Genomic DNA, 15,944 nt, shown 5'->3' on the forward strand with positions numbered 1-15,944 from the left:
AGTGTCGGCACCCGCCAGTGCAGCGAAACGTTCGCCAACCTCGACTTTCAGAAAACACCCACAAAAATCAGAGGTCTGCCACAGCTGTTCTACGCTTCGATGATGCGTGCCCAGCCGTGCCAGCGCCCACTAGATGCCGATTGAAGGGGAAACGTCCCATGCAGTCTGGAAAGATCGTGGTCGAACACCTGTACAAGGTTTTCGGCTCTAACCCACAAGAAGCCATCGAGCTGCTCAAGGAAGGCTGGAGCAAGGAAAGGATTCTGGCCGAGAAAGGCGCCGTAATCGGTGTCAGCGATGTATCGTTCAGTGTCGAAGAGGGCGAAATCTTCGTACTCATGGGCCTGTCCGGCTCTGGCAAATCCACCCTGATCCGCCTGATCAACCGCCTGGTCGAGCCCAGCGCCGGTGACGTCTACATCGATGGCCAGAACGTGGCCAAGCTGCCGCAGTCGCAACTGATCGACCTGCGCCGCCGCGACATGAGCATGGTTTTCCAGTCCTTCGCCCTGATGCCCTCGCGCACCGTGCTGGACAACGCCGCCTTCGGTCTGGAGGTAGCGGGAAGCGGTCGCAAGGAGCGTGAAAAGCGCGCCATGGAAGTGCTCAAGCAGGTCGGCCTGGACACCTTCGCCCACAAGTATCCGCACGAACTCTCCGGCGGCATGCAGCAGCGTGTCGGCCTGGCCCGTGCGCTGACGGTGAACCCGTCGATGATCATCATGGACGAGGCTTTCTCCGCTCTCGACCCGCTCAAGCGCCGTGAGATGCAGGACGTGCTGCTGGAGCTGCAGAAAACCCATCGCCGCACCATCATCTTCGTCTCCCACGACATCGAAGAGGCCATGCGCATCGGCACCCGCATCGGCATCATGGAAGGCGGCAAGCTGATCCAGGTCGGCACCCCGCAGGAATTGATCGAGAAGCCGGCGAACGAATACGTGCGCAACTTCTTCGATACCGTCGACACCAGCCGCTACCTCACCGCCGGCCAGCTCAAGGCCGACAGCGTACCGACCTACGTCTACAACGGCATGGCGCCGGATGCGGCGAAGATCTGCAAGGAGCTGCAGGCGCTGGACAAGCACTACGCCTTCATCGTCGACGAGCAGAACAACTTCCAGGGCTCCATCAGCCTGGAGAAGATCGCCCTGATGGTCGACGGTGACGAGTCAGTACCGCTGAACAACGCGGCGCTCAAACAGGTCGTTCCGGTACCGGAGGACATGCCTCTGGAAGACGTCATCACTCGCCTCGTGGACAACGAGGGGCCGATTCCGGTGGTTGACGCCGAAGGCCACTACTGCGGCGCTATCAGCAAGGGCCGCCTGCTGACCCGACTGCAGGGGGAATCCCATGAATGACAAGAAACTCGACCTGGGCAGCTGGGTAAATGACGTCGTACAGCATCTGCTGGACAACTACAGCGGCGCCTTCGACAGCATCGGCAAGGTAGTCAGCGGCTTCTCCGAAGCCATCGAAAGCCTGTTGATGCTGCCGCCAGCCTGGCTGCTCATCGCCATCTTCGTCGCGCTCGGCCTGTGGCGTATCGGTGCGCGCTTCGCCGTCTTCACCGCGGTAGCCTTCATCCTCATCGTCATGACCGGTTTCTGGGAACAGACGGTGGTAACCCTCGGCCTGACCTTCTCCTCGACGCTGATCAGCCTGCTGCTGGGCATCCCGCTCGGCATCTGGGCAGCCAAGAGCGAGCGCGTGGCGACCATCATCCGGCCGATCCTCGACTTCATGCAGACCATGCCGGCGTTCGTCTACCTGATTCCGGCTGCGATGCTGTTCGGCCTCGGTCGCGTGCCCGGCATCATCGCCACGGTGATCTTCGCCATGCCGCCCGCCGTACGCCTGACCAGCCTGGGGATTCGCCAGGTGAACAAGGAAATCGTCGAAGCCGGCCAGTCCTTTGGCTGCACCAGCCGCCAGTTGCTGTTCAAGGTACAGCTGCCCAACGCCATGCCGTCGATCATGGCCGGGGTCAACCAGACCATCATGATGGCCCTGTCGATGGTGATCATCGCCTCGATGGTCGGTGCAGGCGGCCTCGGTAACGATGTATTGGCGAGTATCCAGCGTCTGGATATCGGTCTAGGCTTCGAAAGCGGCATGGCCGTGGTGTTGCTGGCGATCATCCTCGACCGCATCACCGAAAGTTTCGGCACCAAGCAGACCGCCAAGCGCGGCGTGTTCGCCTGGTTCAGCGGCAAACTGCAGCGCCAATAAATACTTTTTCACTTCACAGGGAACCGCAGATGAAATCGTTCAAGACCACCGCCGCCATCGGCCTGCTGTCGTGCGCAATGATTCAGGGCGCCATGGCCGCAGAGCCGGAGAGCTGCAAGCAAGTGCGTTTCGCCGAGATCGGCTGGGCCGACATCGCCGCCACCACTGGCGTGGCCATGACCCTGGCCGAAGGCCTGGGCTACCAGCCGCGCAAGATCATGGCCTCGGTACCCATTGCGTTCACCGGCGTGAAGAACGGCCAGATCGACGCCTTCCTCGGCTACTGGGCGCCGTCGATGGACTCGGTGATCGAGCCCTTCCTCAAGGACGGCGGCGTCAAGGTGCTGGAAAAAGCCAACCTCGAAGGCGCCAAGTACACCCTGGCAGTACCGACCTACGCCGCCGAAGCCGGCCTCAAAAGCTTCCAGGACATCGCCAAGTTCAAGGATCAGCTCGGCGGCAAGATCTACGGCATCGAACCGGGTAACGACGGCAACCTGCTGATCGACGGCATGATCAAGAACAACCAGTTCGACCTCGGCAGCTTCCGCATGGTCGAGTCCAGCGAAGCCGGCATGCTGGTTCAGGTGTCGCGCGCGATCAAGAAGAAGGAACCGGTCGTGTTCCTCGGCTGGGCACCACACCCGATGAACACCCAGTACGACATCACCTACCTATCCGGTGGTGACGATGTGTTCGGCCCAGACTACGGCGCAGCCAAGGTCTACACCGTGGTACCGCCGGACTATGAAGCCCGCTGCGAGAACGTCGGCAAGCTGCTGAACAACCTGCAGTTCACCGTCGACATCGAAAGCCAGCTGATGGAAAAGGTACTGGAGAAGGAAAACCCGCAGAGCGTCGCCAAGGAGTGGATCAAGGCCAACCCGGCGATTCTCGACCAGTGGCTGAGCGGTGTGACCACCTTCGACGGTCAGGACGGCGTCGCCGCCGTAAAGAAACACGTCGGGCTGTAACAGGCCGCGACCCAATTCGGGCTCGCACCCCAGGGTTCGAGCCCGGAAACCTCCTCGCTTAACGCTAGCGGCCCATGGGTCGTGACGGGGAGACCTTGCGCGCGAACCGGCAATCTGCTGCGCAATACGGTTTCGCAAGGCCCGCAATGAGAACGAGCCAGTCAATGATTTTGCAACTGCCACTCAACTGACGGAGCACAACAAACATGCGCGTACTCAAACACCTCTGCCTCGGCGCTGCCGCCCTGGCCATCGGCATCGGCAGCGCTATGGCCGCCGACAAACCCACTCTGAAGATCGGCTACGTCAACGGCTGGGATGACAGCGTCGCCGTCACCCACGTCGCCGGGGAAATTCTGCAAAGCAAACTCGGCTACACGGTCGAGCTGAAGCCGGTCGAACCCGCCATCATGTGGCAGGGCGTGGCCCGCGGCGACCTCGACGCCACCCTCTCCGCCTGGCTGCCCGCCACCCACGGTGAGTACTACGAGAAACTCAAGGACAAGGTGGAAATCCTCGGCACCAACTACGCTGGCGCCAAGATCGGCCTGATCGTGCCGGACTACGTGCAAGCCAAGAGCATCGAAGACCTGGAGAAATACGCCAAGGACTTCGACGGCAAGATCACCGGTATCGACGCCGGCGCTGGTGTGATGCGCCGCACCGAAGAGGCCATCAAGGAATACAACCTGGCCAGCATCAAGCTGATGCCGAGCTCCGGTCCGGCCATGGCTACCGCCCTGACCCGCGCCGAGAAAGGCCAAAAGCCGATCGTGGTCACCGGTTGGATTCCGCACTGGATGTTCGCCAAGTGGAAACTGCGCTTCCTGGAAGATCCGAAGAAAGTCTTCGGTGATGACGAACACGTCGACACCGTGGCCAACCCTGATCTGAAGACCAAGGCTGCCGACGCTGCCGCCTTCCTCAGCAAGATCTCCTGGAGCGGTGAAGAAGTGGGCTCGGTCATGCTGGCCATTCGCGAAGGCGCCAAGCCGGACCAGGCCGCCAAGGACTGGATCGCCAAGAACCCGGATCGCGTTGCCGAGTGGCTGAAATAAGCTAATCCACGCTCAAGACGAAGCGGGCTACGGCCCGCTTTTTCGTTTCTGGCGCCTGCCGGGTCACTCTGTTTAATTGATCAGGCGATCAAAGTCCGCCTAGACTGCGCCCTCCTGTTCCCCATGGAGAGCCCCATGCCCAAGGTCGGCATGCAGCCCATTCGTCGTTCGCAATTGATCGCCGCTACCCTGGAAGCCGTCGACCAGGTCGGCATGGCCGACGCCAGCATCGCCTACATCGCCCGCCTGGCCGGGGTCTCCAACGGCATCATCAGCCACTACTTCAAGGACAAGAACGGCCTGCTCGAGGCGACCATGCGCCACCTGATGCAGGCGCTACGCGATGCCGTGGCCGAGCGACGCCAGGGCATGACCGACGACAGCCCACGCGCCCATCTGCGGACGATGATCGACGGCAACTTCGATGACAGCCAGGTCAGCGGCCCGGCGATGAAGACCTGGCTGGCGTTCTGGGCCAGCAGCATGCACCAGCCCGCGTTGCGCCGGCTGCAACGGGTCAACGACCACCGCCTCTACTCCAACCTCTGCGGCCAGTTCCGCCGCGCCCTGCCGCAGGATCAGGCGCGCCAGGCCGCGCGCGGCCTGGCCTCGCTGATCGACGGCCTGTGGCTGCGCGGTGCGCTGTCCGGCGAAACCTTCGATACAGCCCAGGCGCGCCGCATCGCCTATGACTACCTCGACCTGCAGTTGGCCAAGGCTGCCGACTAATTCCGTCATGCAGGCGGCTGAACCCCGCCGCTCGATCTGACTCACGCCCCGTGACAGCCATGCGGCCATGTCGTGATTGGCTGCGCCCTGTCGTTTTTATTGATTGATCGTTCAATTTAAATAAAATAGGCTGTTCTCCAAGCAGATTGACCGAGTTCAGAGGACAGCCCATGCCCCGTTTCGCCGAACAGCAGCTGTACATCGGTGGCCAGTACGTCGCCGCCAGCAGTGGAGAAACCTTCGACAGCATCAACCCGGCCACCGGTGAAGTACTGGCCAAGGTGCAGCGCGCCAGCCAGGCCGATGTCGACCATGCGGTAGCCAGTGCCAGCGAAGGGCAAAAGGTGTGGGCGGCGATGACAGCCATGCAGCGCTCACGCATCCTGCGCAAGGCGGTGGATATCCTGCGTGAACGCAACGATGAGCTGGCCGAGCTGGAAACGCTCGACACCGGCAAGCCGCTCTCGGAAACGCGCTACGTCGATATCGTCACCGGCGCCGACGTGCTCGAGTATTACGCCGGCCTGATTCCGGCCATCGAGGGCGAGCAGATCCCGCTGCGCGAAACCTCCTTCGTCTATACCCGTCGCGAGCCACTGGGCGTGGTCGCAGGCATCGGCGCCTGGAACTACCCGATCCAGATCGCCCTGTGGAAGTCCGCACCGGCCCTGGCCGCCGGCAACGCGATGATCTTCAAGCCCAGCGAAGTGACCTCGCTGAGCGCACTGAAACTGGCCGAGATCTACACCGAGGCCGGCCTGCCCGCCGGTGTGTTCAACGTACTGACCGGCAGCGGCCGCGAAGTTGGCCAGTGGCTGACCGAGCATCCGGGCATCGAGAAGATTTCCTTCACCGGCGGCACCGTCACCGGCAAGAAGGTGATGGCCAGCGCCTCCAGCTCCAGCCTCAAGGAAGTGACCATGGAACTGGGCGGCAAATCGCCGCTGATCGTCTTCGAAGACGCCGACCTGGACCGCGCCGCCGATATCGCGGTGATGGCCAACTTCTACAGTTCCGGCCAGGTGTGCACCAACGGCACCCGCGTGTTCGTGCCGCGCATGCTGCAGGCGCGTTTCGAAGCCAAGGTCCTGGATCGGGTCAAGCGCATCCGCCTCGGCGACCCGCTGGATGACGCCACCAACTTCGGTCCGCTGGTGAGCTTCGCGCACATGGAGAGCGTGCTCGGTTACATCGACAAGGGCCGCAGCGAAGGCGCGCGCCTGCTGATCGGCGGCACACGCGTCACCGATGGCGACTACGCCAATGGCGCCTACGTCGCCCCCACCGTGTTCACCGATTGCCGGGACGACATGACCATCGTGCGCGAGGAAATCTTTGGCCCGGTGATGAGCATCCTCATCTACGACGACGAAGAGGAAGCGATCCGCCGCGCCAACGACACCGACTACGGCCTGGCCGCTGGCGTGGTGACCCGCGACCTCAACCGCGCGCACCGGGTGATCCACAAGCTGGAAGCCGGCATCTGCTGGATCAACACCTGGGGCGAGTCGCCGGCCGAAATGCCAGTGGGCGGCTACAAGCAGTCCGGCGTCGGCCGCGAGAACGGCCTGGTCACCCTCGGCCACTACACCCGTATCAAGTCGGTGCAGCTGGAAATGGGCGACTACGCCTCGGTGTTCTGATCGCAAACGCCGCTCCTACAAAAAGCGCCGCCTCGTAGCCCGGATGCAATCCGGGGACATTCATCCAGGTTTTCCCGGCTCGCAGCCGGGCAACAGGAGGAGCCATGACCCAGGAATTCGACTACATCATCATCGGCGCCGGTTCGGCCGGCAACGTCCTGGCCACCCGTCTGAGCGAAGACGCAGATGTCAGCGTGCTGCTGCTGGAAGCCGGTGGCCCCGACTACCGTCTGGATTTCCGCACCCAGATGCCCGCCGCACTGGCCTTTCCGCTGCAGGGCCGGCGCTACAACTGGGCCTATGAGACCGACCCCGAGCCGTACATGAACAACCGGCGCATGGAGTGCGGACGCGGCAAGGGCCTGGGTGGCTCGTCGCTGATCAACGGCATGTGCTACATCCGCGGCAACGCGCTGGACTTCGACAACTGGGCCACGGCCAAGGGCCTGGAGGACTGGACCTATCTGGACTGCCTGCCGTACTTCCGCAAGGCGGAAACCCGCGACATCGGCCCCAACGATTACCACGGCGGCGACGGCCCGGTCAGCGTGACCACGCCCAAGGCCGGCAACAACCCGCTGTTCCACGCCATGGTCGAGGCCGGCGTGCAGGCCGGCTACCCGCGTACCGATGACCTCAACGGCTATCAGCAGGAAGGTTTCGGCCCGATGGACCGTACTGTGACGCCGGAAGGCCGCCGCGCCAGCACGGCTCGCGGCTATCTGGACCAGGCCCGGGCCCGCCCCAACCTGACCATCGTCACCCACGCCACCACTGACCGCATCCTCTTCGATGGCAAGCGCGCCAGCGGCGTCAGCTATCTGATCGGCAACTCGAACGATGCCAGCGAGGCGCGCGCCCGCCGCGAAGTGCTGCTGTGCGCTGGCGCCATCGCCTCGCCGCAAATTCTGCAGCGCTCCGGCGTCGGCCCCGCTGCGCTGCTGCGCGAGCTGGAGATCCCGCTGGTGCATGCACTGCCTGGCGTCGGCCAGAACCTGCAGGATCACCTGGAAATGTACCTGCAGTACGCCTGCACCCAGCCGGTGTCGCTGTACCCGGCGCTCAAGCTGCTCAACCAGCCGGGCATCGGTGCCAAATGGTTGTTCGCCGGCGAAGGCATCGGCGCCAGCAACCAGTTCGAAGCCGGTGGTTTCATCCGCACCCGAGCGGAATTCGCCTGGCCCAACATCCAGTTCCACTTCCTGCCGGTAGCGATCAACTACAACGGCAGCAACGCGGTGAACGAGCACGGTTTCCAGGCTCACGTCGGCTCGATGCGCTCGCCCAGCCGTGGGCGTGTGCAGCTCAAGTCCAAGGATCCGCGTCAGCATCCGAGCATCCTGTTCAACTACATGAGCGCCGAGCAGGACTGGCAGGAGTTCCGCGACGGCATTCGTCTCACCCGCGAGATCATGGCGCAGCCGGCACTCGATCCTTACCGTGGCCGTGAAATCAGTCCTGGTGCGCATGTGCAGAGCGACGCCGAACTGGATGCCTTCATCCGCGAGCATGCAGAGACCGCCTTCCACCCTTCCTGCTCATGCAAGATGGGTGAGGACGACATGGCGGTAGTCGATGGCCAGGGCCGCGTGCACGGTCTGCAGGGGCTACGCGTGGTGGATGCGTCGATCATGCCGGAGATCATCACCGGCAACCTCAACGCCACCACCATCATGATGGCCGAGAAGATCGCCGACCGGATTCGCGGTCGCCAGCCATTGCCACGCAGCACCGCGCCCTACTTCGTCGCTGGCGAACGCCCGGTTCGCGGCACGCCGCTGCGCAGCCTGGAAGACCGCTTAGTCGGGTAACTCCTGGCGGATCATCCAGTGCCCCTCGGGCGGCATCAGCCGGCCGAGATCGAAGCGATCCAGTGAGCCCGCGTCGAGCATTTCGATCTGCGGGCTCACCAGGCGCGGCAGTTTTTCGCCCTGCAAAGCACGTACGGCCAGATCCAGCGCGATACGCGCCTGAATCACCGGTGAATCGGTCGGTGCGGCCAGCACCTGTCCCTCGCGAATCTGCTCCAGCACACGCTCGCTGGCGTACAGCGACAGCACTTGCGCCTTGGAGCCGACATTGCGCACCAGCTGTGCGGCAAAGGCCGCCGCTTCGGCATTGGCGATCAGGTAATCGAGATGCGGATGCTGCTTGAACAGCTCGCGCGCCAGCTGCGCCTGCCGGCTGCGATCCACCGGACCATAGCCGCCATGGGCCAGGGTCACCTGGGTTCCGCGCAAGGCATCACGCAGGCCACGCTCGGCGTCCTGCACCCAACCGGCATCGGCCGGCCCCGGTAGCCAGCCGACCTGAATCGGCCGACCGCCGCTGGCGCGCACCAGGTACTCGAGCGTGGTACGCGCCATGTCGGCGAAGTCGACCCGCGAATGTGCGCTGAGCCTCGGGCATTCCAGACGATTGACCAGGTCGATCACTGGCCGCCCGGCCTTGATCTGCACTTCTGCCGCGCGGCACAGGTCATAGGTGTTGATACTGGCGACGACGAAGGCATCGGCACCCTCGGCCACACAGTGCTCGAACTGCTCCACCTGCACATCGGCATGCTCGTAACCACCCGCCTCATAGATGCCCAGGCGCACGCCCAGACGGCTGGCCTCCTGATCCAGGCCCCAGGCCACGCCCCACCAGTAACGGTCCTTGCCATGGGGCAGTAGCGCGCAAATGCGCCAGGGCTGACTGGCCACTGGCAGAGGCCGGTAATCCAGCAGGCGGCCATCGACACGCACCGGATACGGAAACCACTCGGCAGCCAGCAGCGACTGGCAGGCCAGCGAAAGCCACAGAGAGAACCAGCGCATGAAGCCATCCTTAGCCCTTGCGGGGCAATGTGCCAGTCAATCCAGCGTAGCACTGCCGTTGACTCGCGCCTGCCGCAGTTGCCGCAGCCGAGCCGTCAGCCTAGAGTGAATCGCACAGACCATGAGAACAGCATGACCAACCCCAGCCTGCTTGACCCACGCACCGCCCGCCTGCTGCCCTGGATAGTCGCCATCGCCTTCTTCATGCAGACGCTGGACGGCACCATCCTCAATACCGCACTGCCGGCCATGGCCGGCGATCTCGGCGAAGACCCGCTGCGCATGCAGTCGGTGGTGATCGCCTACATGCTCACCGTAGCCCTGCTGATTCCGGCCTCGGGCTGGATCGCCGACCGTTTCGGCACGCGGCGCATCTTTTTCGGTGCCATTGCCCTGTTCAGCCTCGGCTCGCTGCTCTGCGCGCTGTCGGGGTCGCTCAGCATGCTGATCGCCGCGCGTGTCATCCAGGGTCTTGGCGGCGCCCTGATGATGCCCGTCGGGCGCCTGGTGGTGCTGCGTGCCTATCCGCGCTCGGAGCTGGTGCGAATCATGAGCTTCATCACCCTGCCCGGCCTGCTCGGCCCGCTGATCGGCCCGAGCCTCGGCGGCTGGCTGGTGGAAGTAGCCAGTTGGCACTGGATCTTCCTGATCAACCTGCCGGTGGGACTGCTCGGTTGCTGGGCGGCGCTGCGGCATATGCCGGACCTGCGCGGGCCGGAGCGCAGTCGTTTCGATACGGCCGGTTTCCTGCTGTTCGGCGCCGCCATGCTGCTGATCACCGTGGCGCTGGAAGGGCTTGGCGAACTGCACCTGCCAACCATGCGCGTGGTGCTGTTGCTGCTCGGCGGCATGGCCTGCCTGGCCGCCTACTGGCTGCGCGCCGGGCGTATCGAACACCCCCTGTTCGCCCCCAGGCTGTTCCACACGCGCAGCTTCGCCGTGGGCATCATCGGCAACCTGTTCGCCCGTCTGGGCAGCGGAGCACTGCCCTTTCTCACGCCGTTGCTGTTGCAACTGGCGATGGGCTATTCGCCGGCCCAGGCCGGCATGAGCCTGATCCCTCTGGCGCTGGCCGCCATGGCCGCCAAACCGCTGGCCAGGCCGCTGATCGAACGCCTCGGCTACCGCAACATCCTCACCAGCAACACCCTGCTGCTCGGCGCCCTGATCGCCAGTCTGGCCCTGGTCGATGCCGAGAGCTCGACGCTGCAACTGGTCATCCAGCTGAGCCTGATCGGCGCCTGCAATTCGCTGCAATTTACCGCGATGAACACCGTGACCCTGATCGATCTGGACAACCGCGACGCCAGCAGCGGCAACAGCCTGCTGTCGGTCGTGGTGCAACTGGCGATGGGCCTTGGCGTTGCCTCGGCAGCTGCGCTGCTCAGTGGTTTCAGCCGTGAGCTGGGCGACCATGAGCATGTGCTGCAGGCATTCCAGGCCACCTACCTGTGCGTCGGCCTGCTGTCGATGCTGGCGGCGGCGATCTTCCTGCAACTGGATGCGAACGAGGGCCGTGGCAGCCGCAATATCGAGGTTTCAGCGGACGAATGAGCCAGCCTGCTACACTGCCGCCCTGTTTCGTCACCCCCGAGCACTTGCCGTGACCGCTACCGCCTTCGCCAGCCTGCCCCTCTCTGCCGCCATGCAGGCCAACCTCGCCGCCATTGGCTATACCGAGATGACCCCCATCCAGGCTGCCAGCCTGCCGCTGATCCTCAAGGGCCGCGACCTGATTGCCCAGGCCAAGACCGGTAGCGGCAAGACCGCGGCCTTCGGCATCGGCCTGCTGCACCCGCTCAACCCGCGCTTTTTCGGTTGCCAGGCGCTGGTGCTGTGCCCGACGCGGGAGCTGGCCGACCAGGTGGCCAAGGAACTGCGCCGCCTGGCCCGCGCCGCCGACAACATCAAGATACTGCCCCTCTGCGGTGGCGTGCCCTTCGGGCCGCAGATCGGCTCGCTGGAGCATGGCGCCCACGTCATCGTCGGCACGCCGGGACGGGTGCAGGAACACCTGCGCAAGGGCACGCTGAAAGTCGACGGTCTCAATACCCTGGTACTCGACGAAGCCGACCGCATGCTCGACATGGGCTTCATCGACAGCATCAGCGAAATCATCCAGCAGACCCCGGCACGCCGGCAGACCCTGCTGTTCTCCGCCACCTACCCAAGCAGCATCGAGCAACTCGCTGCACGCTTCCTGCGTAGCCCGGAGCGGGTCGAGGTCGAGGCCCAGCACGACGACGGGCAGATCGAACAGCGTTTCTACGAGATCGCTCCCGGCCAACGCCTGGAGGCGGTCAGCACCCTGCTGCGGCATTTCCGCAAGCAGCCGGTGGTGGCCTTCTGCGCCACGCGCCAGCAGTGCGATGAACTGGCCGCGCAACTGGAAGCCGAGAAGATTTCTGCTGCGGCCCTGCATGGCGATCTGGAGCAACGCGAGCGCGACCAGATCCTCGCCCTGTTCGCCAACCGCAGCCTCAGCGTGCTGGTGGCCACCGACGTGGCCGCGCGCGGCCTGGACATCGCCGGGCTGGAAATGGTGATCAACGTCGAGCTGTCGCGTGATGCCGAGGTGCACATCCACCGTATCGGCCGCAGTGGCCGCGCCGGCGAGAAAGGCCTGGCGCTGAGCCTGGTGGCACCGTCCGAAGCGAGTCGTGCCCAGGCCATCGAAACGCTGCAAGGCCGGGAGCTGGCCTGGTACCCGCTGCCGCAAGCCAAGGCGGGCGGCGAGCCGCTGCTGCCGCCGATGCATACGCTGTGCATCGGCGCCGGGCGCAAGGAGAAGCTGCGCCCCGGCGATATCCTCGGAGCCCTGACCGGCGATGCCGGCATTGCCGGCGACCAGGTGGGCAAGATCGCCCTGTTCGATTACCAGGCGTTCGTCGCCGTGCAGCGCGACGTTGCGCGCCACGCGCTGAAGCGCCTGAGCGAAGGAAAAATCAAGGGTAGAACTTTGCGTGTGCGTCTATTGTAAGGCTGATATAAAGACTCAAACGGCCTGGGCCGGGGTTACCCATGCGCAATATTCTGGTCATTGAAGACAGTCCACTGGTACTGAAAATCCTCGAACATCTGTTCCGTCAGGAAACCGATCTGGAACCGATCTTCTGTGCCTCGCTGGCAGAAGCCGAGGTGATGCTGGAAACTTCGGCGGCGCTGTTCTTCGCCGCCATCGTCGACCTGAACCTTCCAGACGCACCAGACGGCGAGAGCGTCGATCTGGTGATGCGCTACCACCTGCCCTGCATCGTGCTCAGTGGCAGCTACAACGAGCAGCGCCGTGACGAGCTGTTGATGAAAGGCGTGGTCGACTACGTGCTCAAGGAAAGCCAACACTCCTACGAGTACGCCTTCCGCCTGCTGCACCGGCTCGACCACAACAGCCACATCAAGATTCTCATCGCCGACGACTCTAGCGCGCAGCGCCGCTTCATTCGCCACATTCTCGAGCCGCACCACTACCAGATCATCGAGGCCAGCGACGGCAAGGAAACCCTGCGCCGGCTCAATGATCACCCGGATCTCGACCTGATGGTGCTCGACCATGCCATGCCCGGCGTCAGCGGCTTCGAACTGGTCAAGCTGCTGCGGCAGAAGCTGCGTCTCAATGACCTGATCATCATCGGCGTGTCTGCCGACCCCAAGGGTTCGCTCAGTGCGCAGTTCATCAAGCATGGCGCCGACGACTTCCTGCGCAAGCCCTTCTGCCCGGAAGAGCTGAACTGCCGAGTGATGTCCACCCTGGAGCGACGCGATCTGCTGCGTGCGTTGAAGAAGGCCGCGCAGTTCGATGCCCTGACCGGCCTGAACAATCGCCGTGCCTTCTATGAACAGGGCGCGCAGATGCTGCAGAAAGCGCAGCGCGAGAACCGCGAGGTCAGCGTGGCGATGCTCGACCTCGACCACTTCAAGCACATCAACGACGGTTTCGGCCATGCCAGCGGCGACAGTGCCCTGGTGGTGTTCGCACGGGCGATGAGCAATGCCTTTCCCGACATGCTGCTGGGCCGCCTGGGCGGCGAGGAGTTCGCCCTGCTGACCCTGCACCCAGCGCAGCATGTGGTTCAGATACTGGACAAGTTGCGCCGGCAATGCGCCGAGCTGCACTACGCCGTCGGTGCCCCGGCCTTATCGTTCAGCGCCGGGCTCTATCAGGGTGAGCCGGAAGATCTGGAAAGCCTGCTGCATGAAGCCGACATTCGCCTGTACCAGGCCAAGCAGCAAGGCCGCGCGCGCACTGTCCTGGCCTGATCAGTGCGTGTGCCGCTGCAGCGTCGCGGCATAGCTGCCATCGTCGCTCATCGCCTGAATCGCGGCATCGAAGCGCATGGCGATCTCGCGATGATGGGGATGGCTGCGCCGGACCAGGATATGCAGACCGTTCTCGCTCAACGGCAGCGGCAGAAACTCCAGCTCGTCGCGAATGCTGCTCAGCGTGTTGCCAAGCATGTAGCGCGCGACCACTTCGTCCTCCAGCGCCAACTGCACGCGCCCGGCATGCAACATGCGCGCGGCGATTTCGAAGCTGCCAACGCCAACCTTGAGCAACTGCGGATCACTGTCGAATTCCTTGGAATAGGCATAGCCCCTGACCACCGCAATGCTGTGCGAGTAGAGATCGGCCAGAGTCTCGAAGTGGATATCGCTGCCCTTGCGCTGCATGAAGCGGATGCGATTGACCAGATAAGGCTGGGAGAAATAACCATACTCGGCACGCTCATCGCTGTACCAGGCGTTGATCAGGACGTCGTAATCCTTGCGTTTGAGCCCCAGCACCGCGCGCTCCCAGGGCACCTCTACATAACTGGTGGTGTAGCCGGCGCGGGCCAGAGCCTGCTCCACCAGGTCGGTGGAAAGCCCTTTGCCGGGCAGCCGCTGATCATTGAATGGCGGCCAGGGGTCTGCCACCAGTCGCAACAGCTCAGCCGAAGCCAGTGCCGGCGACAGTAGCAAAAGCAATAGCCAGGCACGCAAAGCGGTCATTGGTGGCGATCCATCCGAAATGATCAGCTCTATTGATAGCAGGCACAACGCCACGCGTCACTGTCTCATATGTGAAACAGCCCGCCAGGTGCACCTGCCCCGCCGACAACGCGCAGGTCAGGACCGCGGTGCAGAGCGGCTTCGGGTAAACTTCAGCGGTTTCACGCAGCGCTGGCTGCGTCAGCCGATTCACCTGAGGACATCTCGTGTTGCAAACCGACGTACTGATCATCGGCGCAGGGGCCGCCGGCCTGATGTGTGCAGCCAGCGCAGCCGCCCGTGGTCGCCGCGTATTGATGTTGGACCACGCCAACAAGGCCGGCAAGAAAATCCTCATGTCCGGCGGCGGGCGCTGCAACTTCACCAACCTGTACTGCGAGCCGGGCAACTTCCTGTCCGGCAACCCGCACTTCTGCAAGTCCGCCCTGGCGCGCTTCACTCAGTGGGACTTCATCGGCCTGGTGGCCAAACATGGCGTGCCCTACCACGAAAAGAAGCTTGGTCAGCTGTTCTGCGACAACAAGTCCAGTGACATCCTCGAACTGCTGCTGGCCGAATGCGCCGAAGCCGGCGCGCAGATTCGCCTGAATACGGCCGTGCAGAACATAGCCAAGAGCGAAGACGGTTTCCTGCTGCAGAGCGACCTCGGCGAGATACGCTGCCAATCCCTGGTGATCGCCACCGGAGGGCTGTCTATCCCGACCCTGGGCGCCACCGGTTTTGGCTATCAGGTGGCCAAGCAGTTCGGCCACGAACTGCTGCCGACACGCGCCGGGCTGGTGCCCTTCACTCTTACCGACCCGCAGCTCAAGACATTGTGCAGCGAGCTTTCCGGTACCTCGGTGGAGGACTGCCGGGTGAGTTGCAACGGCCAGAGTTTCGTCGAGAACATCCTCTTCACTCACCGTGGGCTGTCCGGGCCGGCGATCCTGCAGATTTCGTCTTACTGGCAAGCGGGCGATACCCTGCACATCGACCTGCTGCCGCACATCGACCTGCCCGAGTGGCTGGCGACGCAGCAGCGCGAGCGCGGCAACAGCGAACTGAAGACCCTGTTGGCCGAGCTGTTCACCAAGAAGATGGCGACCCTGCTGGTCGATAGCTGGTTCGCCAACAAACCGCTCAAGCAGTACACGCCCGGTGAACTCAAGGCGATTGCCGAACGCCTGTCCGACTGGCAATTGGTGCCGGCGGGCACCGAGGGCTACCGCACCGCCGAAGTGACCCTGGGCGGGGTGAACACCGACGAAGTGTCATCGAAGACGCTGGAGTCGCTGAAGGTGCCGGGCCTGTATTTCATCGGCGAAGTGCTCGACGTCACCGGCCATTTGGGCGGTTTCAATTTCCAGTGGGCCTGGGCCTCGGGTTACGCCGCCGCACAGTACGTCTGAAGGCGCGACGTTGCGCCTCCATTGATGGCGCGCCGGGAACTGCCGACGCGGCGCAGACTCTGCTATGAACAGCAGATGCAAAGCTGCAATTTCAAGGACGGCGCCG

Annotated in this window: 13 protein-coding genes; 11 read left to right on the top strand and 2 right to left on the bottom strand. The window is 63.6% G+C overall.

What is annotated here, in order from left to right:
• Nucleotides 1-158: 158 nt before the first annotated feature.
• The 7 genes from PCLY_RS06570 (at nucleotide 159) to betA (ending at nucleotide 8,450) form a co-directional block, all read left to right on the top strand.
• Nucleotides 159-1,364: a quaternary amine ABC transporter ATP-binding protein gene (locus tag PCLY_RS06570; RefSeq protein WP_061238485.1), complete on the top strand. Its 1,206-nt coding sequence runs from the start codon at nucleotides 159-161 to the stop codon at nucleotides 1,362-1,364.
• Nucleotides 1,357-2,235 (top strand): ABC transporter permease, encoded by an 879-nt coding sequence (locus tag PCLY_RS06575; RefSeq protein ID WP_061238486.1) that lies wholly within the window; start codon nucleotides 1,357-1,359, stop codon nucleotides 2,233-2,235. The genes PCLY_RS06570 and PCLY_RS06575 overlap by 8 nt, the downstream gene beginning before the upstream one ends.
• A 29-nt stretch (nucleotides 2,236-2,264) precedes the next feature.
• Nucleotides 2,265-3,209, top strand: coding sequence for a choline ABC transporter substrate-binding protein (locus PCLY_RS06580; RefSeq protein WP_061238487.1), 945 nt, complete (start codon nucleotides 2,265-2,267; stop codon nucleotides 3,207-3,209).
• Nucleotides 3,210-3,415: 206 nt separating this feature from the next.
• A complete protein-coding gene (locus PCLY_RS06585) occupies nucleotides 3,416-4,267 on the top strand; it encodes a glycine betaine ABC transporter substrate-binding protein (protein WP_061238488.1) in 852 nt (283 codons plus the stop codon).
• 135 nt (nucleotides 4,268-4,402) lie between these two features.
• Nucleotides 4,403-4,996, top strand: coding sequence for a transcriptional regulator BetI (gene betI / locus PCLY_RS06590; RefSeq protein WP_061238489.1), 594 nt, complete (start codon nucleotides 4,403-4,405; stop codon nucleotides 4,994-4,996).
• Nucleotides 4,997-5,166: 170 nt separating this feature from the next.
• Nucleotides 5,167-6,639 (top strand): betaine-aldehyde dehydrogenase, encoded by a 1,473-nt coding sequence (betB, locus tag PCLY_RS06595; RefSeq protein WP_061238490.1) that lies wholly within the window; start codon nucleotides 5,167-5,169, stop codon nucleotides 6,637-6,639.
• Nucleotides 6,640-6,743: 104 nt separating this feature from the next.
• Nucleotides 6,744-8,450: a choline dehydrogenase gene (gene betA / locus PCLY_RS06600; protein ID WP_061238491.1), complete on the top strand. Its 1,707-nt coding sequence runs from the start codon at nucleotides 6,744-6,746 to the stop codon at nucleotides 8,448-8,450.
• On the opposite strand, the gene torT is transcribed toward betA, so the two are convergent.
• A complete protein-coding gene (gene torT / locus PCLY_RS06605; RefSeq protein WP_061238492.1) occupies nucleotides 8,439-9,458 on the bottom strand; it encodes a TMAO reductase system periplasmic protein TorT in 1,020 nt (339 codons plus the stop codon). The genes betA and torT overlap by 12 nt on opposite strands.
• Before the next feature lie 132 nt (nucleotides 9,459-9,590).
• On the opposite strand from torT, the gene mdtD reads away from it, so the two are divergent.
• The 3 genes from mdtD to PCLY_RS06620 are packed head-to-tail and all read left to right on the top strand — an operon-like array spanning nucleotide 9,591 to nucleotide 13,715.
• The gene (gene mdtD, locus PCLY_RS06610; protein ID WP_061238493.1) at nucleotides 9,591-11,012 is read left to right on the top strand and encodes a multidrug transporter subunit MdtD; all 1,422 of its coding nucleotides are present in this window, start codon (nucleotides 9,591-9,593) and stop codon (nucleotides 11,010-11,012) included.
• A gap of 49 nt (nucleotides 11,013-11,061) precedes the next feature.
• Complete coding sequence (gene dbpA / locus PCLY_RS06615) at nucleotides 11,062-12,438, top strand: ATP-dependent RNA helicase DbpA (protein WP_061238494.1); 1,377 nt, start codon at nucleotides 11,062-11,064, stop codon at nucleotides 12,436-12,438.
• A gap of 41 nt (nucleotides 12,439-12,479) precedes the next feature.
• On the top strand, nucleotides 12,480-13,715 hold the full coding sequence (locus tag PCLY_RS06620; RefSeq protein ID WP_061238495.1) for a GGDEF domain-containing response regulator: 1,236 nt from the start codon (nucleotides 12,480-12,482) through the stop codon (nucleotides 13,713-13,715).
• Here the strand turns inward: PCLY_RS06620 and PCLY_RS06625 are convergent, their stop codons facing one another.
• Nucleotides 13,716-14,447: a substrate-binding periplasmic protein gene (locus PCLY_RS06625; protein WP_061238496.1), complete on the bottom strand. Its 732-nt coding sequence runs from the start codon at nucleotides 14,445-14,447 to the stop codon at nucleotides 13,716-13,718.
• A 206-nt stretch (nucleotides 14,448-14,653) separates the two neighbouring features.
• Here PCLY_RS06625 and PCLY_RS06630 point away from each other — a divergent pair, with 206 nt between their 5' ends.
• On the top strand, nucleotides 14,654-15,838 hold the full coding sequence (locus PCLY_RS06630) for a BaiN/RdsA family NAD(P)/FAD-dependent oxidoreductase (protein WP_061238497.1): 1,185 nt from the start codon (nucleotides 14,654-14,656) through the stop codon (nucleotides 15,836-15,838).
• Nucleotides 15,839-15,944 lie beyond the last annotated feature (106 nt).

Origin of the sequence: Ectopseudomonas composti, assembly GCF_001567565.1 — a bacterium.
Classification (GTDB): domain Bacteria; phylum Pseudomonadota; class Gammaproteobacteria; order Pseudomonadales; family Pseudomonadaceae; genus Aquipseudomonas; species Aquipseudomonas composti_A.